This is a genomic window from Quatrionicoccus australiensis, from assembly GCF_020510425.1.
In the GTDB taxonomy this organism is placed as follows: domain Bacteria; phylum Pseudomonadota; class Gammaproteobacteria; order Burkholderiales; family Rhodocyclaceae; genus Azonexus; species Azonexus australiensis_A.
In genome coordinates this window covers 602,247-625,592 of the sequence record NZ_JAHBAH010000001.1, presented here as the reverse complement: position 1 = coordinate 625,592, position 23,346 = coordinate 602,247, and the positions used below count along the sequence as shown (strand labels likewise).

The 23,346-nt window shown below is 58.6% G+C and carries 19 protein-coding genes; 13 read left to right on the top strand and 6 right to left on the bottom strand.

Translation table 11 applies throughout. The features are described from left to right. Nucleotides 1-2 precede the first annotated feature (2 nt). Nucleotides 3-746 (top strand): class I SAM-dependent methyltransferase, encoded by a 744-nt coding sequence (locus tag KIG99_RS03100; RefSeq protein ID WP_226458798.1) that lies wholly within the window; start codon nucleotides 3-5, stop codon nucleotides 744-746. Between the two features lie 2 nt (nucleotides 747-748). On the opposite strand, the gene KIG99_RS03095 is transcribed toward KIG99_RS03100, so the two are convergent. The 5 genes from KIG99_RS03095 to KIG99_RS03075 all read right to left on the bottom strand — a co-directional run bounded on the left by KIG99_RS03095 (nucleotide 749) and on the right by KIG99_RS03075 (nucleotide 7,786). Further along, complete coding sequence (locus KIG99_RS03095) at nucleotides 749-1,567, bottom strand: Crp/Fnr family transcriptional regulator (protein WP_226458797.1); 819 nt, start codon at nucleotides 1,565-1,567, stop codon at nucleotides 749-751. Nucleotides 1,568-1,714: 147 nt separating this feature from the next. Further along, a complete protein-coding gene (locus KIG99_RS03090) occupies nucleotides 1,715-2,371 on the bottom strand; it encodes a response regulator (RefSeq protein ID WP_226458796.1) in 657 nt (218 codons plus the stop codon). Beyond that, nucleotides 2,368-3,495 carry an ATP-binding response regulator gene (locus KIG99_RS03085; RefSeq protein ID WP_226458795.1) on the bottom strand — a complete coding sequence of 376 codons (1,128 nt, stop codon included), beginning with the start codon at nucleotides 3,493-3,495 and terminating at the stop codon, nucleotides 2,368-2,370. The genes KIG99_RS03090 and KIG99_RS03085 overlap by 4 nt, the downstream gene beginning before the upstream one ends. Nucleotides 3,496-3,497: 2 nt before the next feature. Continuing rightward, complete coding sequence (locus KIG99_RS03080) at nucleotides 3,498-6,098, bottom strand: ATP-binding protein (RefSeq protein ID WP_226458794.1); 2,601 nt, start codon at nucleotides 6,096-6,098, stop codon at nucleotides 3,498-3,500. A 392-nt stretch (nucleotides 6,099-6,490) separates the two neighbouring features. Further along, complete coding sequence (locus KIG99_RS03075) at nucleotides 6,491-7,786, bottom strand: PAS domain-containing sensor histidine kinase (RefSeq protein WP_226458793.1); 1,296 nt, start codon at nucleotides 7,784-7,786, stop codon at nucleotides 6,491-6,493. A gap of 445 nt (nucleotides 7,787-8,231) precedes the next feature. Here KIG99_RS03075 and KIG99_RS03070 point away from each other — a divergent pair, with 445 nt between their 5' ends. From KIG99_RS03070 to KIG99_RS03015, 12 genes are all read left to right on the top strand, one after another. Beyond that, nucleotides 8,232-8,450, top strand: a complete 219-nt coding sequence (locus KIG99_RS03070) for a hypothetical protein (RefSeq protein WP_226458792.1) — start codon at nucleotides 8,232-8,234, stop codon at nucleotides 8,448-8,450. 41 nt (nucleotides 8,451-8,491) lie between these two features. Continuing rightward, nucleotides 8,492-8,890 carry a hypothetical protein gene (locus KIG99_RS03065; protein WP_226458791.1) on the top strand — a complete coding sequence of 133 codons (399 nt, stop codon included), beginning with the start codon at nucleotides 8,492-8,494 and terminating at the stop codon, nucleotides 8,888-8,890. A gap of 123 nt (nucleotides 8,891-9,013) precedes the next feature. Further along, nucleotides 9,014-9,397 (top strand): dihydroneopterin aldolase, encoded by a 384-nt coding sequence (locus KIG99_RS03060; RefSeq protein ID WP_226458790.1) that lies wholly within the window; start codon nucleotides 9,014-9,016, stop codon nucleotides 9,395-9,397. Next, on the top strand, nucleotides 9,376-9,948 hold the full coding sequence (locus KIG99_RS03055) for a dihydrofolate reductase (RefSeq protein ID WP_226458789.1): 573 nt from the start codon (nucleotides 9,376-9,378) through the stop codon (nucleotides 9,946-9,948). Before KIG99_RS03060 ends, KIG99_RS03055 begins: the two co-directional genes overlap by 22 nt. Before the next feature lie 20 nt (nucleotides 9,949-9,968). Then, entirely contained in the window at nucleotides 9,969-13,007 is a 3,039-nt protein-coding gene (locus KIG99_RS03050; RefSeq protein WP_226458788.1) for a bifunctional diguanylate cyclase/phosphodiesterase, read from the top strand. Nucleotides 13,008-13,144: 137 nt separating this feature from the next. Further along, the gene (pgm, locus tag KIG99_RS03045; protein WP_226458787.1) at nucleotides 13,145-14,779 is read left to right on the top strand and encodes a phosphoglucomutase (alpha-D-glucose-1,6-bisphosphate-dependent); all 1,635 of its coding nucleotides are present in this window, start codon (nucleotides 13,145-13,147) and stop codon (nucleotides 14,777-14,779) included. A 342-nt stretch (nucleotides 14,780-15,121) separates the two neighbouring features. After that, nucleotides 15,122-16,420: a transglycosylase SLT domain-containing protein gene (locus tag KIG99_RS03040; protein WP_226458786.1), complete on the top strand. Its 1,299-nt coding sequence runs from the start codon at nucleotides 15,122-15,124 to the stop codon at nucleotides 16,418-16,420. Nucleotides 16,421-16,639: 219 nt separating this feature from the next. After that, nucleotides 16,640-18,097 (top strand): outer membrane beta-barrel protein, encoded by a 1,458-nt coding sequence (locus KIG99_RS03035; RefSeq protein WP_226458785.1) that lies wholly within the window; start codon nucleotides 16,640-16,642, stop codon nucleotides 18,095-18,097. Further along, complete coding sequence (locus KIG99_RS03030; RefSeq protein ID WP_226458784.1) at nucleotides 18,098-18,703, top strand: polysaccharide biosynthesis/export family protein; 606 nt, start codon at nucleotides 18,098-18,100, stop codon at nucleotides 18,701-18,703. Nucleotides 18,704-18,746: 43 nt separating this feature from the next. Further along, entirely contained in the window at nucleotides 18,747-20,999 is a 2,253-nt protein-coding gene (locus tag KIG99_RS03025) for a GumC family protein (RefSeq protein WP_226458783.1), read from the top strand. 32 nt (nucleotides 21,000-21,031) lie between these two features. Then, nucleotides 21,032-21,751 carry a tyrosine-protein phosphatase gene (locus KIG99_RS03020; protein WP_226458781.1) on the top strand — a complete coding sequence of 240 codons (720 nt, stop codon included), beginning with the start codon at nucleotides 21,032-21,034 and terminating at the stop codon, nucleotides 21,749-21,751. After that, nucleotides 21,748-22,431: a hypothetical protein gene (locus KIG99_RS03015; RefSeq protein WP_226458780.1), complete on the top strand. Its 684-nt coding sequence runs from the start codon at nucleotides 21,748-21,750 to the stop codon at nucleotides 22,429-22,431. Before KIG99_RS03020 ends, KIG99_RS03015 begins: the two co-directional genes overlap by 4 nt. Nucleotides 22,432-22,440: 9 nt before the next feature. On the opposite strand, the gene KIG99_RS03010 is transcribed toward KIG99_RS03015, so the two are convergent. Next, nucleotides 22,441-23,088 (bottom strand): transglutaminase-like cysteine peptidase, encoded by a 648-nt coding sequence (locus KIG99_RS03010; protein ID WP_226458778.1) that lies wholly within the window; start codon nucleotides 23,086-23,088, stop codon nucleotides 22,441-22,443. Nucleotides 23,089-23,346 lie beyond the last annotated feature (258 nt).

The following is a 23,346-nucleotide window of genomic DNA, read 5'->3' as shown; positions in this document are numbered from 1 at the left end:
CCATGCCGGAAAGCATCGACCCGCTCGAACACAGCTTCGGCCGCCAGCCGGTCGTCACCGACGAGCGCCGGGCGCGTATCCGCGAGGTGTTCGAAGTCGTTGCGCCGCGCTACGACCTGATGAACGACCTGATGAGCTTTGGCATCCACCGCCTGTGGAAGCGAACCTTGCGCCGCCGCTGCGCCGGCATCACCGGCCAGGTTGTCGACCTCGCCGGCGGCACCGGCGACGTGGCGCGCCTGCTCGCCGACGGCAAACGCATCGTCACCGTCTGCGATCCCAGCCTGGCGATGATGGCGGCTGGCCGCGCCCAGGGCGGCGTTGCCCTCAACTGGCTGGCCGGCGAGGCGGAAGCCCTGCCGTTTGCCGCCAACAGCGTCGATCTGCTCACCGTCTCCTTCGGGCTGCGCAACGCCACCCGGCTCAGTCAGGCGCTGGCCGAAATCCGGCGCGTGCTCAAGCCGGGCGGGCATTTCGTCTGTCTCGAGTTCTCGCGCCCGGTACGCTGGCTGGCGCCGTTCTACGATCTCTATTCCTGGCTGGTGATTCCCCGCCTCGGCGCGGCCGTGGCCGGCCAGCCGATCGCCTACCAGTACCTGGTCGAATCGATCCGGCGCTTTCCCGACCAGGCGGAGTTTGCCGCCCTGGTCAGTGCGGCCGGCTTGGTCAATGTGCGCTGGGAAAACCTGTCGTTCGGGATTGCCTGCCTGCATTTCGGCGAGAAGCCGCCGGCAGCAGGCTGGTGAGTTCAGGTGCGGCTGGCGTGCGCAGCCGGCGTGGTCTCCACCAGGCGGCAGGGCGCTGCTTGCGCATGTTCGCGCTCACCCTGGCTGTCGAGCACGGCGCGTAGCTGCGCCAGGTCGAGAATCTCGATTTTCTTGCCGTAGACCGTGATCAGTTCGTGCTCGACCAGTTCGTGCAGGATGCGCGAGAAATGTTCGGCCGTGATGTTGAGATGCGAGGCGATGGTGCCCTTGCTGGCCGGCAGGATGACGATCGGAACGGCGCTGAGCGCAGCCGCCGGCGTCATCTGGCGCAGAATGTAATCGACGATGCGTTGCTTGCCCGAGCGCATGCCGTTGAATTCCTGGTTCTGGAACAGTTGATGCAAACTGCTCGACAGCCGGGTAATCAACTGCCGGGCGAGTTGGGCATTTGATTCCAGCGCCTGCAACACCGAAGCCTTGGTAATGTAGATGAAGCTTGCATCGCTCAAGGCCTGGGCACTGAGCGGGTAGGGCTGGTCCATGAACATCGCCGACTCGCCGAAACTTTGTCCCGGCATCAGGATTTCGATCACCTTCTCGCTGCCGCCCAGCGAATTGAAGAGCAGTTTCACCTTGCCGGAAACGATCAGATAAAAACCGTGGCAGGGGTCGCCCTTGTGAAAGAGTATTTCGCCTTTCAGCGACTGGATTTTGCGGGCCGAGACGGCAATGCGGTTGAGCTCGCTGGCCGACAGTGTACTGAACAGGGGCAGGGCCGCCAGGTGGGTGATGATGCCGTCGCTATCGGGCATTTGCGGGTCGAGGCGCGGGCAGGCGTAGAGCGAAATGAACGGTGCCATGGTGATTCTCCTGAGTCCTGACCACCGTCTGGCGGTGGATGTGATGGCATCAGTTTAGGTTTGGCACGTCAGGCAGGGCAGGGAACATCCGCTCATTCTGTCCTCGGAAAGGTGCTGATTCTGGGTAGGAATATTCCTACCGGCAACTCAGGCATCGAGTCCATCCGGGCCGCCGATCAACTGGTGGCGGATGGCGTAATGGATGAGGTCGGCGCTGTTGGCAAGGTTCATCTTTTCCTGGATGCGCGTCTTGTGCGTACTGATCGTTTTGACGCTGAGATTGAGTTCGCGCCCGATGTCGGTGACGCCGAGGCCGCGCGCCAGCAGCATGAAGACCTGGTATTCGCGGTCGGTCAGGCGGCTGTGCGGCGCGCCGTTGCCGGCACCGGTCAACATGTCCATGGCGAGCTTTTCCGCGACTGCCTGATTGACGAACAGGCCACCGCTGACCACCTTGCGGATCGCCTGGGCAAGCAGCGCTTCAGCACTGTCCTTGCACAGGTAGCCGGAGGCGCCGGCTTTCAGCGCGCGCACGGCGTAGAGGTCTTCCTTGTGCATGCTGAGGATCAGGATGGGCAGGCGGGGAAACTCGCCCTTGATCTGCTTGATCAATTCAATGCCGCTCTTGCCCGGCATCGACAGGTCGAGCACCAGGGCATCCCATTGTCCGTTCCGGACCAGGTCGAGCGCCTGGTGCCCGTCACAGGCTTCGCCGGCGATGACGATGTCGCCGGTGTCGTGCAGGATGTGCTTGAGGCCGGCGCGCAGGATGTCATGGTCGTCGGCAATCAGGATACGGATCATTGTTCGTTATCTCCCCGCTTCGGAAAACTGGCCTCGATCCGGCAGCCTGCGCCGGGCTCACTGCTGATGGTGATACTGCCGCCGAGCATCTTGACCCGCTCCTGCATGCCGAGCAGGCCGAAGGTTTTCTTGTTTTGCGCCGGCTGGAAGCCGTGGCCGTCATCCTCGATGCCGACCCGGATGCATGCATCTTCTTCGTCGATGCTGACGCAGAGCTGGCTGGCGGCGGCATGCCGCAGCACATTGGTCAGTGCCTCCTGGATCAGGCGGAAAATCGCGGTGGCGAGTTCGCCGTCGATGGCGAACTCTTCCCGGTTCATCGCCAGCGAGCAACTGATCCCGTTGCGCTCTTCGAATTGCGTGACATGGTGTTCGACGGCGGCGGCCAGACCGAGCACGTCGAGCATGCCGGGGCGCAGACCCTCGGAAATCCGGCGCAGCGCATCGATGGTCCGTTCGACCAGCGCATAGGCGCCGTTCGCCCGGTCGACCACCGCCGCACCCTGTTTTTCACATTTGCCGCGCAGCCAGCCGAGATCGATGCGTAGCGAGGTCAGTGTTTGGCCGAGTTCATCGTGCAGTTCGCGGGCGATGTGGGTGCGTTCTTCTTCGCGTACGTTTTGCAGAAAGCCGGCCAGTTCCTGCAGGCGGCCCTGCGATTCGAGCAGCCTGGTCTGGGCTTCGAGCAACTGGGCGGTGCGTTCCTTGACGCGCTCTTCGAGGCCGCTTTGCAGGCGGCGCAACTCGGCGTGGGTGCGTACCCGGGCCAGCACTTCCTCTGGGCGGTAGGGCTTGGCGATGAAATCGACGGCGCCGAGCGCAAAGCCGCGCAGGGTATCGGATTCGTCGCGCAAGGCGGAGAGAAAGATGACCGGGATGTCGCGTGTGCGCGCATCGGCTTTCAGACGACGGCAGACTTCAAAGCCGTCGATGCCGGGCATGCGGATATCGAGCAGGATCAGCTCGGGCGGCTTGGCCTGGGCCGAACGCAGCGCCATCGCACCCTCCGGGGCCGGGCGTACGGCATAGCCGGCCTGGGTCAGCAGTTCACAGAGCAACTCGAGCGAGGCCGAGGTGTCTTCGACAATCATCACTTCGGTGCGGGCGGTCGCGGTGTTTTGCATGCTCATTCCTCGTTGTCGAGTATGCCGAGTACCTGCCAGAGGCGCTGGTAGCGGCGGGTGTCGGAGAATTCGCCAAGTCCCTTGGCCAGTTCCGGGTAGTCGCTGGCGAGTTCGTGCAAGGCCGTAGCGATTTGTTCCGGGTTCAGGGAAATGGCAGCCTGGGCCAGGCGGGCGCGAATTTCGGGCGGCAGCCCAAGCAGGTCGGTGGCGGATATCTCGCCGGCGCTGCCCAATGTTGCCGGCTCAGTCTGTGTTTGCCGACGGGTGAAATGAATGGCGAGTTGCCTTTCCAGTGTCGCATAAAGCTCGTCTTCCTCATACGGCTTGCTCAGGAAGTCATCGGCACCGGCGGCAAGAGCGGCCTCGCGGCTTTTTTCGAGGGCATTGGCGGTCAGCATGACGATGCGCGGCCGGGCTGGTCCGTGCACGCTGCGAATGTGCCGGATGGCATCCAGCCCGTTTCCGTCGGGCAGAAACCAGTCCATGAAAATGAGGTCGGGCGACTCGTTCCGCATGGCGCTCTTCGTCTCGCTGACGCTGGCAGCCTCGCTGACCCGGAAACCCAGCGGTTCGATCAGCGAGCGCACGAGCAGGCGGGATTCGGGAATGTCGTCCACCACCAGAACGTGGCGCCCCTGCTGTGCCGCTTCGAGTGCGACGACACGCCCTTTCACCGGCCTGCTCAGGCCGTGCTTGCCGGCGCTCACGGTGAGCATGAAGCTGAAAGAGGAACCCACGTCCGGCGTTGATTCAAGCGTCAGTTCACCGCCCATCATCGCCACGTATTGCTGGCTGATGCTCAGGCCCAGGCCAGTGCCGCCTTGCTGCGGCACGCCGGCCTGCTCGAAGGGACGGAAAATCCGGCCCTGGTCTTCCGGCCGGATGCCGATGCCGGTGTCGCGCACGCAAAAAGACAGGCGCACTCGATCGTCGTCCAGGCTGGCGTTGTGCACGCTCAGGGAAACCTTGCCCCGTGGGGTGAATTTGATGGCGTTCGATAGCAGGTTGAGCAAGACCTGGCGCAGCATCAGCGGGTCGAGGATGACCGTCGCCGGCAGATCGGCGGCTTCGAGATGCAGTGCCAGTCCGGCCTGTTCCGCGCGCAGGCGCATCATGCCGACGACCTGTTCGAGCAGGTTGGCCGGATCGATTTCCTCCTGGTGCATCTCCATCTTGCCCGACTCGATCTTGGAGAGCTCCAGTACGTCATTGATCAGGGTCAGCAGGTGATTGCCGGAGTGATTGATGATTTCGACATGACGGCGTTGCAGTTCGGCCAGGGCCGGGTCTTTTTCCATCAGTTGCGAAAAACCGATCACGGCGTTGAGCGGAGTGCGCAGTTCGTGGCTCATGTTGGCGAGGAAGGTCGATTTGGAGCGATTCGCTGCCTCGGCCGCATCGCGCGCCTCGGTCAGTTCCTCGGTGCGCTTGCGCACCTGCTCTTCGAGGTCTTCCCGGTAGTTCTGCAGTTCCTGCTCGATACGCTTGCGCTCGGTGATGTCGGAAAAAATCGATATGAAGCGGCGCATCCGGCCATCCGGTCCCTTCAGGGCCTGGATCGAGATTTCTTCGGGAAAGATCTCGCCCGACTTGCGCTGGTTCCAGAGTTCTCCGCGCCAATGGCCTTTTTCTATCAGTTGGGCCCACAGTTGCTGGTAAAACGCTGCATCATGCCGGCCCGACTTGAGCAGGCGCGGGTTCTGGTGAATCACTTCGTCGCGCTGGTAACCGCTGATCCGGCAAAAGGCATCATTGACCCAGAGGATGCTGCCGTTGGCGTCGGTAATCACGGCACCTTCGGCCATGGCGCCGAAAGCCATCTCGTTTTCGTGGCGCTCTTCGTCGAGCCGGGTTCTTTCCATATTGCGCCGGCGGGCCAGGTAAGCGAAGCTCATGAAGCCGGCCAAGCCGATGATCCAGATGCCAAAGTGCCAGAGTTGGATGGCGTGCCAGGTGGGTTCCTGGGCAGCACGGTAGGCGTTCAGATTGATCGAGATGGTCGCGCCGCCGCGCAGGCCGCCAACCGGGACCAGCGTGTCGCGGTGACATTCCAGGCATTCCTTTTCCATGCGCATCGGAATCATCGCCCGCATCAGGCCATGCGAGCCCTTGGCCGGAACCGATTCAGTCACCAACTCGGAGCCTTTGCTCAGCGCCTCCAGTGCGCTTGATTCCCAGTCGTCGGGAGCGTTTTCGACATTGCGCAACTGCTTCGAGGTCAGCCGTTCGCGCCCGCCGAAGGCGCTGTTGCTGGTTTCCTGGATGGCGAGCAGCAGGTGCATCGGTGTGACGGAAACCAGGCGCAGGTATTCGCCATTGGCCTGAGCGACGAAAACGTGCTCGGCTTCCTCCAGCGAGTTGAAGGGGCGCAGATGCTCCTCGCGGATGAAAACGCCGCCGACACTTGATGCCCACTTGCGGATCGACATGTCTTTCTTGAGATTGGCAACGGCATCGATGCGGGCGAGGGCGTTCGCCGTCCGGTTCAGTTGTTCGCGCTGGGTGAGTAACGAGGAAAGTACGAGAATTGTCCAGATGACGATCAGCAGCAGGATGGCTTTCACGCCGGGCCAGTGAGTCGAGCGGCTTGCCGTATTTCGCATCGCTATCGCCCCTTGCTGTTGGCGACGTCGGTTTTTGTCGGTAACAGGCCAGGGGCACTTTCCGCTCTGGCGGCGCGTTGCCTGAAACAGTTGGCAGCGGATGGGCTTTTCATCGTCGCGTTCAAAGGCCTGAGAGGAGGGAGTGAACAAAGCCATCCCGCTGTCTGAATGGCGTGGCGCAGCCTGCAGTATCGAGGGGGCGGCGCAGTCATGTGGCAGGACGGGGGCTTGTCACCCGGCAGGCCTGGATCTTTATGGTGACTTGGCTGATGGTATCAATCCTGGTCGGGAGAAAAATTGATGTATGCAAAATTGGCGAGAATTGCCACCCCGTCCGGTCGACCCTGCCCGCCGGCCGAATTTGCCATGCCCGGTTAGCGCAAGCCGGTTGCCTAGATCGGCAGGCGCAGAATGAAACGCGCCCCGGTCGTTCCTTGTTGCGGGTCGAGGATCAGGCTGCCGCCAAGCAGTTCGGCCTCGGCGCGGGCGAGTGCCAGGCCCAGCCCCAATCCGCCCTGGAATTGCTGCTGCAGTTGTCCCTGACGGAATATCTCGAAAATGTTTTCCCGTGCGTCGGGCGGGACACCGGGGCCGGTGTCGCTAACGCAGATGACGATCTCGTTGTGCTCGCGTTCCACGTCGATGGTCACCTCGCCCTCTTGCGTGAATCTGATGGCATTCTCGATGAGCGGCGCCAGGCTTCGTGTCATGCGCCGGGGATCATTGCACACGATCTCCGGGCTGTTTCTCGCAAACTGCAGATTGAGCGCGATTCCCTTTTTCTCGGCGTTCGGTGCGTTTTCCCGTACCAATGATTCGATCAGTTCGCGCGTGCAACTTGGCGATGCAATGACTTTCGCCTCGCCCGCCTTGATTTCGGTGAGATTGAGCATGTCGTCGAGCAATTTGAACAGGCGGGAGCCACTTTCGTGAATGATGGCTGCGTACTCGATGTTCTCCGCCGCATTCGGATCTTTGCGGATCAGTTCGGCAATGCCGATGATGCCGTTGAGTGGGGTCTTGAGTTCGAGCGTGAGCATTTCCAGAAATGCGGATTTCAGCTGGCTTGCTTCTTCCGCCCGGTGCAGGCTGATCGCGAGCTGACGATTTGATTCCAGCAATTCTGCGGTGCGTAGTGCGACTTCCTGTTCCAGTCGGTCGTGCGAGTCCTGCAGTGCCTGCTCCGCCCGGCGTTGTGCGCTGACGTCCTGCAGGGTTTCGACGGCCCCGATGATCTTGCCATCCGGACTGCGCAGCGGTGCAGCGGTAAAGAAAAAATGCCGCCCTTCCGGCGTCATCTGCGGGAAGAATGCTTCGGCTTCGTAGGCGTCGGCGATGATCGCTGACCGGCGCAGATTCTTGTCGCGATAGAGTTCGTCGGCCAAGGCTTCAACCCGCTCATCGACAATGAGGTCTGCCAGCGTTGAACGACGGCTGGGATAAAAGGCTTGCCAGTGGTTGCTGGTGCCGAGCATTTCGGCGGCGCTGATCCCCAGCAACTGCTCGCATCCCTTGTTCCACTGGATGACGCGATGCTGGGCGTCGATCACGAAGCAGGGCACCGGGTTGGTGTCGAGAATGTCGGTACAGGGCACCGGCGTGTTGTTGAGCATCCCGGCAGAAACGCCAAGGCTCGTTGCCGAAACGTGGTCGGTCTTTTGGCTGGAATCCGGATGCTGGTCTGGCATTTTCGTGCTTTCGTAAATTGGCAGTGAGAATTGGAAGATCAAGCTCGGCCATTGTGGTTGATTTTACATATTTATGGATTTTATTGTTTTGTGATGTAAGAGGCTGTTCACGATCTTCCGAGAGTCATGAAACCGGGCTGCGGCTTTATTTGATACGTCTGTAAAACCCCTGATGAAACTACTAAGCAACCGACTAAGCCGCCAAACTACGGCGGCTAAGTCTCTGCTTATCCCCAGCCCAGCCCTTGGGGGACAAGGGGAGCTCGGGAGGGGTTTGAATGACAAGCAAAAAATCATGAACAGCTTCTAAGAGACTTCCGGCAAAGTAGGAGCCGTTCCTCGTGTTCTGCGGCATCGCTGGATGAATGGCGCGGATTTTCTGCTGGTAGATTTTTCTGGATGGTGTAAAGTCAAATCAAGCAGTTGTTTTATTGAAAGGATTGTCATGGATATCACCTCTGTTACCTCCAGTCTGGGTTCCTACACCAGCGCCAGTACATCTGCCAGTCAGACGCAGCAAAGCCAGCAGGCACAGCAAGCGCAACAGGCAGAACGACGTGAGTCCCGTCCGCAGGAAGCTACCGAGCGCAAGGAAGAAATGCCGCGTCCGGTGGTCAATACGCAGGGACAAACCACGGGTTCCACGATCAACGTGACTGCCTGAGGCAGTCTTCATGTCGATGATAGAAATCATCGGGTGATCAAATGGCGATGAGTTCGGTTTCCAGCGCACAAAGCCTGAGTAGCGGCTTGTGGGGTCAGTTGCAGCAGCAACAGGCCCAGCGTGCTGCCGATCAGGCTGAACAAAAGGCGCGCTCCTTGCAGGCACAGGCGCAGGATGCGCAATCGGTTGCCAATCGTGCGCAGCAAAATGCCCGCTCCCTGAAAGTACAGTCGGAGCAAGCCGAAGGCGAGGCTTCCAATGCCCGCTTGAACGTGGTGTCGCAGCAGTCAAAGGCCAAGCTGGACAGTCAGTTCAGTGACTGGCATCAGCAATTGACGAAGGCGCTTGATACGACTGAAAGCACTGTCGCCACGACAGCAACGCCGACAGTCAACGCCGAGGGGCAAACCACCGGAACCCTGGTTAACGTCGTTGCCTGACTGGCCGTTGCTTGAAATGCGAATTGCAGGTGAAGCTGACCTGCTTTTTTTTCGCCCGCAATTTTCCGACGCTCTGGTATCTTTGCCGGCGTCGATTTTTCGAGAAGCCTGAAGGAGAGTACTTTGCCAGCCAATCATTGGTGCGCATCGGTGGATGCCACCATTCAACTGCGAACCGGGTGTAACCCGCTGGAGAAACATGGTCCGCAGGCGGTTGTCGTGCATGCGGACGCCTGGGCGCCGATGGATGCCATCGCCAACCCGCACGACATTCGCCAGGTTGTCGATTACGAAGTCATTTTTCTTGCGATCCGCAAGCTTGAAGGCAACGCGCATTGCGAATGCCTGGAATCGAGCATTCTCGAAGTCATGGATGCGATCTTTGGCATGCCCATCGTCAGCTCGGCCTTTGTCTCCATGCACAAACCGCATGTTTACAACGGCCAGGCAACTCCGGCCATTTCCTTGTCGATGACGCGCGACCAATGGCAGAAAACGCCCCGTTGATCGCGGCCATCGGTGCTGTTGCCAGCAACGGCATGCTTGGCCTGGATGGCTGGCTGCCCTGGGATATTCCGGAAGAGCTGGCTTATTTCGAGTCCACCGTTGCCGGTGCGGCGCTGGTCATCGGGCGTCTGACCTATGAGTCGATGGATGTGGTGCCGGCCGATTCCTTTATCGTCAGTCGACAATCGGATCTTCCCCTGCGTCCTGGGTGCCATCGGGTTGACTCGGTCGAGCAGGGCCTGGCGGCCGCATTGGCGACTGGCAAGCCGGTTTTCGTGATCGGTGGCGCATCCGTCTATGCCGCAGCCTGGCCGTACTGTCAGCGCTTTTATCTGACCCGGATAGAAATGCCGTTTGCCGGCGATACCTTGTTTCCGGAAAGCATTCCGCTGACCGACTGGCGGATTGTCAGCGATGAACGTCGGATCTACCGCGAGCGCAAGACGGGGCAGGATGTCGTGTGTCGTTTCATTCTGTATGAACAGCCGATGCCGCGCCTGCTTGTACAAGATGATTGCAAAAAATCCTCAGCCTTATCAGAATTGGTCTAACCAATCAAAAGAAGACAAAAATGGTGAGGCAAGCGCCACAGGCGCCAGAAAACTACATTCGGAGGGGGCGTCAGCTATGGCGGGTCATGGTCCTGCTGGTTGCCGGCAGTTTTCTTGTGCTCGCCTACAATCTCTGGTCTGCCTACCGTGAAACCCGTGTCGAAGCGGAGTTAACGGCAAAAAACTACGCGGAATTGATCGAGACCCGGCTGGATTCGACGTTGCGCCGCGTCGACGCAGATCTGACGCGTCTTGCCGAGCATCTCCCCAAAGAGTTTTTGAATCCCGGTACGGACTCCTCACGCGTGCGGATGCTGGAGGCCGAGCTGGAGCGCTATCGCATTGGTTTCCCCGAGGTGGGAAACTTCCAGGCGGTCGACGCCGCCGGGAAGCTGCTTTTTGTTTCTGGCGAAGTGGATATCGCCGATCGGGCGTATTTTTTGCGGGTGCGTGACCAGCCGGATATCGGCACAGTGTTCTCCGAGGTTGTGACCTCCCGTCTCAATGGTGAGTCGGTGATCGTCGCGGCGCGCGCCATTCGTCACTCGGATGGCCGTTTTCTCGGTGCGGTGATCGTGCCCTTGCGGCTTGATTATTTTGCCCACCTTTTCGATTCGCTCGGGTTGGGGGCCGGCGGCGCCTTTTCCATCCGCCGCCTTGATGATCACTCTTTGGTGCTGGTTGCTCCGTCGATGCCGGTCAAATACAACGAACATCCGGGCAAGGACTTTCCGATGCCGGATGTCCTGGCATCCGGCAGCCTTTCCGGGGTGCTTGTCTTCCCGTCGGCGGTAGATGGCATTCCCCGAATCGCCGCGTATCGCGTACTCGTACGTTATCCGTTCTACGTCATGGCGGGGGTGGCGGAAGATGATGTGTTCGGCCGCTGGGGACAGCGCGTCTGGGCCGGCAGTGTGGTCAGTCTGCTTTTGCTCTCCGGTCTGGCGCTGCTGCTTTTCTGGCTGTTTAGGGCTCAGGAGAGGGAAGGCCTGGCACTCGCCGATTTGCGAAAGAGCAAGGATCAGTTGAAGACGGCGCAGCGCATTGCCCAACTGGGCAGTTGGGAGCTCGATCTCGCCAGTCGTCGGGTGGTGTGTTCCGAGGAACTGCAACAGATATTCGAGTTCGAGCCGTTTTTGCCGGAGCGCAGCTACGACGATTTTGTTGCCCTGGTGCACCCGGAAGACCGGGAAGCCGTCAATCGCGAGTATCGCGAGGCGATGCGCAAGCACAGCATCCTGATGGTCAGGCATCGTCTGCTGATGCCCGATGGCCGGGTCAAATACCTGCTCGAAACCGGCGAGGCGCACTATGGTGAGGATGGCCGGGTGTTGCGGATTGTCGGGACATCGCAGGATGTGACCGGTCAGCATCAGATGGAATCACGCATGCAGTTGCTCGCCAGTGCTTTCCATTACAGCGGTGAAGCCATCCTGATTACCGACAGCGACAACAAAATCGTGACGGTCAATCCCGCCTTCACCAAGCTGACCGGCTACGAGCCGGAAGAGGTGATCGGCAGCAATCCGCGCATTCTTTCTGCCGGGCGGACGACGCAGGACGAATACAAGGAGATGTGGCTGACCATCGGCGAGCGCGGTTTCTGGCAGGGCGAAATCTGGGATCGGCGCAAGGATGGCGCGATCTACCCGAAGTGGATGACGGTGTCGGTGATCCGCAATGAAGACGGTTCGATCGGTAACCACATTGCCCACTTCACCGATGTCTCGTCCGAGCGTGCCGCCGAAGCGCAGTTGCAGCATATGGCTCATCACGACGTGTTGACCGGCCTGCTCAATCGACTCAGCCTGAAGGGGCGGCTCGACCAGGCGCTGGCTGCGGCGCGGCGCGAAGGCAGCAAGGTGGCGCTGCTCTTCATCGACCTTGATCGTTTCAAGGTGATCAACGATACCCTCGGTCATCATGTCGGCGACAAGCTGCTGATCGAAGTGGCCGACCGCCTGCGCGACAGCGTGCGCGACAGTGATGTCGTGGCACGCCTGGGGGGGGACGAATTCGTCATCATGTTGAGCGGCATGGAACATAGTGGTTCGGCGGCGATCATTGCCGAGAAGCTGGTGCGCAATATTGGCGACCCTTATGTGATCGAAGGCTACGACCTCTACACCACGCCCAGCATCGGCGTCGCGCTCTTCCCGACCGACGGCGAAGATGGCGAAACGCTGATGAAGAATGCCGATGCGGCGATGTATCACGCCAAAGCGGCCGGACGGAACAACTTCCAGTTCTTCGATGCGCGCATGAACGATGCGGCCCTCGAACGCCTGAAAATCGAACACAGCCTGCGTCAGGCCCTGGCCCGTGACGAATTCTGTGTGTATTACCAGCCGATTCTCGACATGCAGACCGGCAAGGTGGTCAGCCTTGAGGCCCTGGTGCGCTGGCAGCATCCGGAAATGGGCATGGTGCAGCCCGGCGCCTTTATCGGCATCGCCGAAGAAACCGGCCTGATCCAGCCGATCGGCGAATGGGTGTTCTGGACGGCTTGCCGCCAGTTGGCCGAATTCAACGCGGCCGGCCTGCGCGGCCTGAAAATGGGCATCAACATCTCGGCGCTGCAATTGCGCAACGGCAATCTGCCGATTCTCGCCCGCGGCGCCATCGAGGCCTTTGGCCTGGCGCCGGAAACGCTGATCTTCGAAATTACCGAATCGGTCGCCATGAACCAGCCGGACGAAACCGTCCGCATCCTCGATCTGCTGCACGACATGGGCGTCGAGTTGGCGATCGACGACTTCGGCACCGGCTATTCATCGCTCAGCTACCTGCGCATGTTCCCGATCAATCACCTCAAGCTGGATCGTTCCTTCGTCATGGAAATCGGCGAGGATCAGGACAGCGCCGCGATTTGCGACGCTACCATCGGCCTGGCCCACAGCCTCGGGCTGAAACTGGTGGCAGAAGGTGTGGAGACTGAAGCGCAGCGCGACTACCTCAAGGGCAAGGGCTGCGACTTTGTGCAAGGCTACCTGTTCAGCCGTCCGGTGCCGGCCGGGCAGGTGCTGGAATACATTCGTCAGCGCAATTCGGCAAATTGATTGTTTTTTACCGGTCGACCGGTAAAAAACAGGCAATTTCGCTGCGGCGATGCTTTGCCAGAAATCCGCGTCAGATCGTCATGCCGGCAAGGTAAAATATTACCAATGCAAACGACAGCCTTCCGGAACCTCTGAACATGACCCATCCCCGCGCCGGCCAGCGTGCCAATTCCAGCGACCTGACCGATATTCCCGCCTTGCTCGCAGCCTACCGTGCCGCACCCGATACGAGTGACCCGACCCAGCGTGTCGCCTTCGGCACCAGCGGCCATCGTGGCTGTGCCTTTAACGGCAGTTTCAACGAGGCGCACATCCTGGCGATCACCCAGGCCGTGTGCGAATATCGCGCAGCCAATGGAATTCATGGTCCGCTCTTTCTCGGCAAGGATACGCACGCCCTGTCGGCCCCGGCGCAGTGCAGCGCGCTCGAAGTGCTCGCCGCCAATGGCGTACTGACGCATCTGCAAGCCGCTGACGGCTACACGCCGACACCGGTCATTTCGCGGGCGATTCTGGTTCATAACCGCGAGCAGCCGGGCAATCTTGCCGACGGCATCGTCATCACGCCCTCGCACAATCCTCCGCGCGACGGCGGCATCAAATACAACCCGCCGAACGGCGGTCCAGCCGATACCGATGTTACCGGCTGGATCGAACAGCGCGCCAACGCGCTGATGGCGGACGGCAATCGTGACGTCAAACGCCTGCCGCTGGCCGAGGCGATGGCTTGTGCCCATATCGTCGAACAGGATTTCGTCGAAGCTTACGTCGCCGATCTTGGTAACGTCATCGACATGGATGCGATTCGTCGCGCCGGCCTCAAGATCGGCGTCGATCCTCTGGGCGGCGCTGCCGTTGCCTACTGGCAGCCGATTGCCGAGCGCTACGGCCTCGATATCGAAATCGTCAATCCGGCGGTCGATCCGGCCTTCGCCTTCATGACCCTGGATCACGACGGCAAGATTCGTATGGATTGCTCCAGCCCCTATGCCATGGCCAGCCTGGTCGAGCTTAAGGATCGTTTTGCCATTGCCTGGGGCAACGACGCCGACGTCGATCGTCACGGCATCGTGACGTCGTCGCTTGGCCTATTGAATCCGAACCATTACCTTGCCGTCGCCATCCACTACCTGCTCAACAACCGGCCGCAATGGTCGGCGAGCGCTGCTGTGGGCAAGACCCTGGTTTCCAGTGCCTTGATCGATCGCGTGGTTGCCGGTCTGGAGCGGCCGTTGCTGGAAGTGCCGGTCGGCTTCAAGTGGTTTGCCGCCGGCCTGCAGGACGGCAGCCTGTGTTTTGGTGGCGAGGAGAGCGCCGGCGCAAGTTTCCTGCGGCGCGATGGCACGGTCTGGACCACCGACAAGGACGGCATCATCCTCGGCCTGCTGGCGGCTGAAATCACCGCCGTTTCCGGCCGCGATCCCGGCCAGTATTACCAGATGCTGGCCGCCGAATACGGCACGCCGCATTACGTGCGTATCGATGCCCCGGCCAGCCCGGCAGAAAAGGCCGCTTTCAAGCAGTTGACCGCTGAGCGCATCACGACGCCGACCCTGGCCGGCGACCCGATCACCGCTCGCCTGACGCACGCACCGGGGAACAAAGCGGCGATTGGCGGCCTCAAAGTGTGCACCACGAACGGCTGGTTTGCCGCCCGTCCGTCCGGAACCGAAGACATCTACAAGCTCTATGCCGAAAGTTTCGTCAGTGCCGGGCATTTGCAAATGATCGTCGGCGAGGCGCAGGCGATACTCACGCAGGCGCTGGCCTGAGCGATTGTTCTCAATCTTCCCAAGTTATGAAACCGGGCTGCGGTTTTGTTTGATATGTCTGTAAAACCCCTCCCGACCTCCCCTTGACAGGGGAGGGGCACCCCAAATCGCGCATGGACGGGCTCCCTCCCCTGATAAGGGGAGGGCTGGGGAGGGGTTTGAATGACAAACAAAAGATCACGAGCAGCTTCTAAGGAAATCGGTTTTAAACTGTTGTTGCGGTAATGGATCAGCTTTTGCCATCTTTCTCCCCGATAATTTCGGCATGTGGTATCGGTCAGGTAACTTGATCCCGTCATTGCCGGTAACTCGTATCGTTGTACTTTTGAAGGAAAAAGCCTCTTGTCCCGATTGCGTTGTTTGGCCGTAACTGTGTTTGTGCTTGCCCAGATGGGGTGTGCCTCCGTTTTCGATGCGCCCTACGAAGAATTGCCGCTTGAGGTCAGTGAGGCCGGTCCTGGTGAATCGGCGCTGCTTGAAATCGAGCCGGGCGAACTCCACGAACTGCTGCAGCACCCGCCGGCCGACAAGGCACAGTACCCGGATCTCTGGGCGCGCATCCGACATGGCTTCCGGGTTGCCGATCTCGACAAGGATCCGCAAGTCAATCGCGTGGCGCGCCGCTTCGCCGCCGACAAGTTTCTCGATCACACCGCCCAGCGTGCCTCCAGCCTGCTGTTTTACGTGGTCGAAGAGGTCGAGGTGCGCAAGTTGCCGATGGAGCTTGTTCTCGTGCCTTTTGTCGAGTCAGGCTATACGCTGGAGGCCAAATCAGAGGCAGAAGCCCACGGCGCCTGGCAGTTCATCGCCAATACCGCGCGCACCTACGAACTCAACATCGATCGTTTTCGCGATGAGCGGCGTTCACTGATTGCCTCAACCCGCGCCGCCCTCGACTACCTGAGTATGCTCAACGGCATGTTCGATAGCTGGCCGCTGGCGATGGCAGCCTACAACTGCGGTGAAAAACGCATCCTCAACGAGGTCAACCGTGCCAAGGCGCGCGGCATCAAAAAGCCGGGCTTCAACGACATCGCCGCCAGCCTGCCGCAGGAAACGCGCGACTACGTGCCGCGCATTCTGGCGCTCAAGAAGGTCATTGCCGATCCGGCTGCCTACAAGATCACCCTGCCGCCGATCGAAAACGCGACCCGCTTTACCGTGGTCGAGATGTATCGCGACATTGACGTCAGCCTGGCCGCACAACTCGCCGGCCTCAAGCTCCCCGAGTTTCTGGCGCTGAATCCTTCGTTGCAGGGGCCGGTAATCGTCGGACGCACCCGTACCCAACTGCTGCTGCCGCATGCAGCTGCCTTGCAACTGGCCTTCCGCATGGGCAGCTATCAGGGGCAGTGGGTTTCCTGGCGCCCGGTCCGCATCACCCGGCCGACAACCCCGGGCGAGCTGGCCCGCCGCAATGGCGTGCCGGTGCGCGCTATCCTGCAGGCCAACCCGTTGCCGGAGGGCAGTTATTACGCAGTCGGGGCAACCTTGCTGCTGCCGCTCAAGGGTAATCAGGTTGCTGAAGACATCAACGCGCAGCAAACGCGTGATGCCGCGTTGCTGACGCGTTCGGTGCAACCGGTTCAGCCAAATGGCAAACCGATACCGGTGACTGTTTTTGGGGGGCAGGGGAAATAACTGATGCGTGCCAAGATTTTTTGATCTTTCAGAACAGCATCGATTTTGCCTGTTGGCTTTGATATTTTTTCGGTGAATTCTTGTTAAATTTACAAGACATCTCATTGTTTGTATGGCGAATTCATTTCCGACGCTGATCATAATTGTGCAGTGCATGGTAAAATGTCATCGTCAATGGCGCGCTGCGCCTGCCCGGAATTCTTGTGATTAGAGGTGAATATGTCGCGTGTTGCTCAAACTCGTTCTGCCATTGCTCTCATGCTGGCTCTTGGTCTGGTCTCTCCGGCGGCGTTTGCTGCCGATGGAGCTGAAGCTTCCTCGGATTCCGGAAAGGCCTCGGCCAGCAAGGAGTCCGCTGATAAATCAAAGGCTGCAACGCAAGAAGAGCAGCCATCTGACTCCACCATGGGGGAGTATCAGATGGGCGGCAAGCCTTCCTTCTTTGGTAGCGATTCTTCGGGCACGGGTTTTACGCAACAAGCAGCAAGCGCCGGTTATGAGCTGAGTGGCTCCGGTATTACCGGTGGTCGTGGCGGCAGCGAACAGGGCCTGTTGATGACTTCTCCCTCGCGTGGCCGTGCGCTCGGTTTGACCGAAGGCATCTATGTCTTCCCGTCAGCGATGATCGGCTTTGGCTACAACGACAACGTGACGGCCGTAAGTTCCGGCAAGAAGTCTTCCAGCATCGTGGTGTTTAGCCCGGAAGTGGTTGCCGAAGTAAAAAATCGTGGTGATCGCTACACGGCCAGCTATGTGGGTAACTACGGTCGTTATCAGAGTTCCAGCGCCGATGACTTCGATAACCACGCATTCTGGTTGGGCGCCGACAACTATTTCACCACCCGCTTCCGTACGGGTGTCGGTGCAGGTTATATCGTCCGGTCTGATGCGCGCGGTACCACTTCGGTTAATTCCAGCATTCTTCCTGAGCCGTCGCGCTGGCATGCGCCGGTCATGCGTGGCTTGGCGATTTATGGTGCAAAGGGAGCCCCGGGCCGTCTTGAGTTCGAAGCGTCTTACATGAACAAGCGCTACGAAAACAATCGCGCCACGACTGAAAGCTACGATGTCGATATCGCATCTTTCACCGGTCGCTTCTTCTATCGTGTCATGCCCAAGACTTACGCCTTGATGGAACTGCGCGATACCGAAAGCGATTACAAGTTGAGCACGGCGCTGAACGACAACTCTGACCGTCGCGTTTACTTGGGTGTGACTTGGGAAGCAACCGCCAAGACCGAAGGTACGATCAAGCTGGGTAAAGCCTACAAGACCTTCAATAACTCGACGCTCAAGGACGCTTCCGGCAATGCCTGGGAAATCGGCCTGCGTTGGTTGCCCATGACCTATTCGATGGTCGAACTGGAAACTTCCAAGTCTCTGTACGACTCGATGGGGGTCGGTTCCTATGTCACGGGTACGGCAACGACGCTGAGCTGGGATCACAAATGGGCCAGCTATATCAATTCGCGTCTTTCAGTGGGCAAATTGGCGGCCAATTATCAGGACGCTGGGCGCAAGGACGACACCAAAACCTTTAGTGCTGCACTCTATCGCGAACTCGGTCGCCATGTCCGCGCCGGTATGAGCTATACCTACACGGATCGCAAATCGACTTCCGATGGTTTCGACTTCAAGCGCAATGCTGTCATGCTGACTTTTGAAGGTGTGTTCTAAATGATTTCTCTGCGTCAAATCCTGGCCTTGCTGTGTCTGTGTGCTGGTCTGGTGACGGGGCAGGTGGCATCCGCTCAATCGGCGGATGTGCCTGCCTTGCAGGGCAATGAAGACCGCAATTTCCAATTTACCCCGTCCGGTTTGTCAGTGTACAAGCTGGCGGCGGGTGATGTGATTTCGATCCGTGTGCTCGGTGAGGACGATCTGAACCGGGAAAAAATCCGCCTGACGGATGCCGGTTCTATTTCTTATCCAGCTTTAGGCGAAATCCGCGTTATGAACATGACCATCGGCGATCTGGAAAAGATCATCACCGATGGTCTGCGCGGCCGCTTCCTGGTCAACCCCAAGGTGTCTGTACAGATCGACGAATACCGTCCGTTCTACATCAATGGCATGGTGGACAAGCCGGGTGGTTATCCTTTCCAGCCGGGTTTGACGGTGCGCAAGGCGGCCTCGCTGGCTGGCGGTTTCAAAGAGCGTGCTTCGGTGAACAAGGTGTTCATCATCCGTGAAAGCGACCCGGCGCAGCGCTCGCAAAATGCCAGTCTGAACTCGCCAGTTTATCCCGGGGACATTGTGACAGTTGAAGAGAGCTTCTTCTGATCCTTTCGTTACATTCTGCAACAGCTCAGCAAAGCCTATCTAAATGACTTCTCAAGCAACACCCGAGCAGCCGCATCACAAGCAGATCTTTCTGCATGACCCCGCCGACCACGAAGAAAAACTCGATATTCTCGAGTACTGGCGGACGATACAGAAACGCAAAGGCCAGATTCTGGCCTTTGGCGTTATTTTCGCGGTATTGGCTGCCGCCATCGTATTTGCGATGACACCGATTTATCGTGCGACGGCAACCTTGATGATCGAAGCCGGCAAAGCTAAGGTAGTGACAATTGACGATGTCTATTCCGGTGCCAGCCAGAATCGCGAATATTTCCAGACCCAGGTCGAAATCATCAAGTCGCGCGAAGTCGCGATCAAGGCGATCAAGAAAGCTGAACTTTGGAATTCGGAAGAATTCGACCCGCGTCCTGATGCCGATTCCATGTTGACCGGTCTGTTGGTCAGTGTGGGCTTAAAGGATGATCCCGCCGGTATTGAATGGAACGATGACACCCTGGCTGAAGCGATCTATCCAGTTTTCGTCAAACGGGTGGTGATCGAGCCTGTGCGTCTTAGCCAATTGGCAAAAATCAGTTTTGATTCAAGTAGTGCTGCTCTTTCTGCCAGAGTGGCCAATGGCCTTGCGCTGGCCTATATCGAAAGCGATATGGATGCCCGTTACAAGGTGACGCAACAGGCAAGTAACTGGATTCAGGATCGCCTTGCCTCCTTGCGGGTCAGTCTTGAGGAATCGGAACGGATGCTGCAGCAATATCGGGAAAAGGCCGGCATTGTGGACGTCAAGAGCGTTGGGCAGAGCGGGGTTGGCCAGCAGATGATTGAGGTGACCAGCCGTTTGGTCGAGGCTCGCCTGCGTCGTGCCGAGGCAGAAAATGCCTACAACCAGATCAAGTCTGCCAAGAAAACCGGTGACCTGACCTCCTTGCCGGCCGTTATCCGTAACCCCATCGTGGCCGATGCCCTGCGCCAGGAGTCCCAGGCGGAGCGTCGCCTGGCCGAACTGACGCAGCGTTATGGCACGGAACACCCGAAATACATGCAGGCCGAAGGCGAATTGAAGTCCGCCAGGGAAAATCTGCAGCGCCAGGTTGATACCGTGGTGGCCAGTATTACTCAGGAGTATGAGGTTAATAAGGGCACCGAACGTACCCTTGAAGGGCAGATGGCTTCTGCTCGGGGCGGCGTACAGGACATCAACCGCAAAGAATTCGAATTGACCGTCCTTGAGCGTGAAGTCGAGTCGAACCGCCAGATCTTCGATATGTTCGTTAAACGTGCCAAGGAAACGAGCATCTCCAGTGATTTGCAAACACCTGTGGCTCGGGTTGTCGATATGGCTGTGGTCCCGGATCGGCCAGTCAAGCCGCAGAAATTGCAGATTATCTTGATCTCTTTCATTCTTGGTGTCTTCATTGCGACGCTTGCCGCCCTGGTTCTGGAGCGCCTCGACAATACCCTCAAGACCTCCGATGATGTCGAAACCAAGCTCAAGACGCCGCTTTTGACCGCTTTGCCGTTGTTGACCGATGACGAAGTGGCGCGTGAATCGACGGCGCGCATCTTCATTGATAATCCGAAATGCCTTTATTCCGAGGCGATCCGGACCGCTCGCACAGGGGTTCTGCTATCTGCGCTCGATGTGCCCAAGCGCTTGCTGCTGATCACTTCCAGCCTGCCGGGCGAAGGCAAGACGACCTTCTCGATCAATCTTGCGATGGCGCATGCCCACACCAAGAAAACTCTGCTGATCGATGCCGACATGCGTCGCCCGGCCATTTCCAAGGGCTTGGGTTTGCAGCCGGGGGCGATGGGCCTTTCCAACCTGGTTTCCGGTACGGCAAAACTTGAGGACTGCCTACAGCACCTTGACGGCTCGAGCCTCGATATCATGCCCTCCGGCAGCATTCCGCCGAACCCGGTGGAATTGTTGCTCTCCCAAAAATTCAAGGACACGCTGGATCACCTGATGGAAGTCTACGACGTGGTGATCATCGACTCGCCGCCGGTTGAGCTGGTCAGCGATGCCTTGGTGATCAGCCCGATGGCGACCGGCGTGATCTATGTTTCCCGTGCCAATTCGACACCGTGGCAACTGGCGCGCCGTGGTCTGCAACGTATTCGCCGTGCCGAAGGCCAATTGCTGGGTGTGGTGCTTAATCGTCTTGATTTTGCCCAGGCAGAAAAGTACTACGGTGAATATTCCGGTTACGGCAAATATGGTTACGGCCAGACGGGTTACGGTGCCGTCTATGGCGAGGACAGCAGTGCTGTTTAAGTTGTGGATGTGATATGAGTGCAGCTCCCGGCATGATTGATCTGCACTCGCATCTTCTTTACAGCGTCGATGACGGGGCGGGCAATCTCGAGGAGTCTCTCGAGCTGGCCCGCATTGCCGTTGCTGACGGTATTCACACCGCGGTATTGACGCCCCACATCCATCCCGGGCGTTACAAAAACCAGCGCTCCAACCTGTTGAGCAAGGTGCTTAAGTTCCAGGGGGAGCTGGATGCGGCTGGAATTCCCCTACAGCTTCGTCTGGGCGGTGAGGTTCGCCTAAGCATGGAGTCGCTGGAGCTGATCCTGGAAGGCGAAGTGCCTTTTTTGGGCAGCGTCGGTGGTTACAAGATCATGCTGCTCGAGTTTCCGCACCAGATGATCCCGGTAGGCAGTCAGCAGTTCATCGAAAAGCTGCTTGCAATGAAGATCAGACCATTGATCGCTCATCCCGAGCGCAACAAGGCAGTCATGGCCCAGCCGGATCGTATCCGGATTTTTGTTGATTCTGGTTGTTGGCTTCAAGTCACCGCCGGATCGGTGGCGGGCCGTTTTGGTGAACAATCAAAAAGTACTGCAGACTGGTTAATCAAGAACGATCTCGTACATGTGCTCGCTTCTGACGCCCATAATGCCGAACACCGGCCACCGGTCATCAGTGAAGGGCGCGATGCCGTGGCGGCACTGATCGGTGAATCCAAGGCCTGGGACATGGTTTGTGGGCGCCCGGCAAAAATAATTGATAACGCATGAGTTCACGACTGAGTTTTCCACAAAAGGTCCTTTTGGGGACTTTGCTTGCCGCCTCCTTGTTTGCCTCTTTGGCTGGCATACGTGCTGGCTGGCACGACTTTCTGTTGATGAAACCGCGTGCCGTAGTTGATTCCTGGCGCAATGGCGCACCGCCGGGCATGAAGCTCTGGGGGCTGACGTTGCAACAGCTCAAGCAGGCGCAGGTGCGCAATCCTGACGATCCGCAAGTTGAGGAAAGCTTGGGGTATCTTTATGCGTTGCAAGCCATGCGGAGCCGAGAAATCCCCGAGCTCAAGCAGGCATTGTTTTCTGAGTCTATAGGACACTTCCGCCGTTCGACCAATCTGCGCCCGATGTCGCCATATGCCTGGAGCAATCTCGCACTGGCTTTGCATGAAAACGACGAGGCGTCTGAAGAAATGTGGGCGGCCTTTGATCGGGCGATGCTGTACGGTCAACGTGAAATTGCGGTGCAAAAACAACTGGCCGAAATAGCTTTCGCCCGCTGGAACGAGGTTGGGGAAACCCGCCAGGCGCAAATGCGAGAAATCGTCTCCAAAGTGGGGGAGGAGTATCGAGAGGCGCTGCTGAATATTGTTGAACGTAACAATGTGGAGGGGCTGATGGCCGAACCGCTGCCGGAAGCTGTGGGCGAAAACGTGTCGGCCGAGCCAAAGTAGTTTCGCCGCCTACATCCGGCTTTCGCGCGCCAGTTTTTCCAGCAACTCCCGCCACAAACGTACTTGCGAGGCGCCACCCTTGCGACTGGTGCCGTTGGCGGTCCATACATCATCATCGTTGAAGCTGAATACCGGCTCCAGATCAGGCCGTTGCGAGGCCGGGCGAAGTTCCTTGACCAGGTTGTCCATGATCCAGGGCTCGGCATCCGGCGTCGGGTAGTAAGCAAGGACCATGTGTGCCTCATTGACGCTCTTGGCCTGCACATAGGTAATACGCAGGCGCTCGATGGGAACGCCCAGTTCCTTCAGTGAAAGATACTTGGCGATCGAGTAATCCTCGCAATCGCCGGCAAACAGGCCGAGCATTTCCACCGGTGTCGCCCAGTAATCTTCACGGCCCCAGGCAACCTGGTCATTGGCATAGGGCACCTGATTGAAAAAATCGTTGGTCTTACGCATGGTCAGCGACTCGGCGCGCGCCTCGGAGGCGCGAGCACCAACGGCTTCAGCACCCCGCATGTCGTTGAGCAGACGCTTCCAGACCATCAGGCGCTTGACGGCATCGGGAGAGAAGCGGCGGTTAACGTAAGAAATCAGGTTGTCGGAGAAGTCGACAAGACCGGCAATGGCAAAAGGAGAAAGCCACAGTACAAGCACTATTCCAAAGGGCAAGAGTCTTCGCTTAAGCAAAAAAACCTCATTGGCAGAGAAAGGCGATAGCAAATTTTACTTTATCCCGCTGAGTTTGATCTTTGAATAGCTGAGTTGTGCCCTCGGAAGCGGGGTAGTATAACTAAATGCATATAAGAAAATGATAAGGGAATATCCGAAAAATATCCCTTTGTAATTCACTACGAAAGTGGCAAAATTTAAACAATCCTAATTATGGGGAAATTAGTTGTATTGAGGTTTTTC

Excerpts from the sequence above, each read along its gene's own strand:
- KIG99_RS03020 (WP_226458781.1), top strand. The coding sequence starts at position 21,032 with ATGATTGATCTGCACTCGCATCTTCTTTACAGCGTCGATGACGGGGCG.
- pgm (WP_226458787.1), top strand. The coding sequence starts at position 13,145 with ATGACCCATCCCCGCGCCGGCCAGCGTGCCAATTCCAGCGACCTGACC.
- KIG99_RS03100 (WP_226458798.1), top strand. The coding sequence starts at position 3 with ATGCCGGAAAGCATCGACCCGCTCGAACACAGCTTCGGCCGCCAGCCG.
- KIG99_RS03030 (WP_226458784.1), top strand. The coding sequence starts at position 18,098 with ATGATTTCTCTGCGTCAAATCCTGGCCTTGCTGTGTCTGTGTGCTGGT.
- KIG99_RS03025 (WP_226458783.1), top strand. The coding sequence starts at position 18,747 with ATGACTTCTCAAGCAACACCCGAGCAGCCGCATCACAAGCAGATCTTT.
- KIG99_RS03095 (WP_226458797.1), bottom strand. The coding sequence starts at position 1,567 with ATGGCACCGTTCATTTCGCTCTACGCCTGCCCGCGCCTCGACCCGCAA.
- KIG99_RS03080 (WP_226458794.1), bottom strand. The coding sequence starts at position 6,098 with ATGCGAAATACGGCAAGCCGCTCGACTCACTGGCCCGGCGTGAAAGCC.
- KIG99_RS03090 (WP_226458796.1), bottom strand. The coding sequence starts at position 2,371 with ATGATCCGTATCCTGATTGCCGACGACCATGACATCCTGCGCGCCGGC.
- KIG99_RS03035 (WP_226458785.1), top strand. The coding sequence starts at position 16,640 with ATGTCGCGTGTTGCTCAAACTCGTTCTGCCATTGCTCTCATGCTGGCT.
- KIG99_RS03065 (WP_226458791.1), top strand. The coding sequence starts at position 8,492 with ATGGCGATGAGTTCGGTTTCCAGCGCACAAAGCCTGAGTAGCGGCTTG.
- KIG99_RS03075 (WP_226458793.1), bottom strand. The coding sequence starts at position 7,786 with ATGCCAGACCAGCATCCGGATTCCAGCCAAAAGACCGACCACGTTTCG.
- KIG99_RS03085 (WP_226458795.1), bottom strand. The coding sequence starts at position 3,495 with ATGCAAAACACCGCGACCGCCCGCACCGAAGTGATGATTGTCGAAGAC.
- KIG99_RS03055 (WP_226458789.1), top strand. The coding sequence starts at position 9,376 with ATGGCAGAAAACGCCCCGTTGATCGCGGCCATCGGTGCTGTTGCCAGC.
- KIG99_RS03015 (WP_226458780.1), top strand. The coding sequence starts at position 21,748 with ATGAGTTCACGACTGAGTTTTCCACAAAAGGTCCTTTTGGGGACTTTG.
- KIG99_RS03070 (WP_226458792.1), top strand. The coding sequence starts at position 8,232 with ATGGATATCACCTCTGTTACCTCCAGTCTGGGTTCCTACACCAGCGCC.
- KIG99_RS03050 (WP_226458788.1), top strand. The coding sequence starts at position 9,969 with ATGGTGAGGCAAGCGCCACAGGCGCCAGAAAACTACATTCGGAGGGGG.